This window comes from Cytobacillus oceanisediminis 2691 (genome assembly GCF_007678455.1).
Lineage (GTDB): Bacteria > Bacillota > Bacilli > Bacillales > Cytobacillaceae > Mesobacillus > Mesobacillus oceanisediminis_A.
Window position 1 is genome coordinate 1 of sequence record NZ_VEEP01000144.1, and the last position, 296, is coordinate 296.

Annotated in this window: 1 pseudogene; it reads right to left on the reverse strand. The window is 44.3% G+C overall.

The features are described 5' to 3' along the window. Positions 1–57 precede the first annotated feature (57 nt). Positions 58–296: pseudogene (locus tag FS736_RS23605) on the reverse strand (hypothetical protein); the annotation flags it as partial.

Here is a 296-nt window from a genome sequence, read left to right on the forward strand (position 1 = left end):
CTATCCCACTCCCCACAACAACTTTTCCCCGATCTTTTCCATTCTCTTTTTACTTAATCACATTCCTTTAGCAATCAATCTTAATTCCCCACCAACAATACTCACATCAGCTCCTTCAATTCCAACATCTCTCCCTCTACCAATCCCAATCCCCATATCCCCAACCGCAACTCCCCCTCCATCATTCATTCCCTCCCCCACCATTCCAACTTTCTTCCCTTTAACCTCTACTTCTTTTACATCCTTTCCCTTTTCTTCCCGCAATACTTCCCCTATAACATTTTCCACCCCTACCT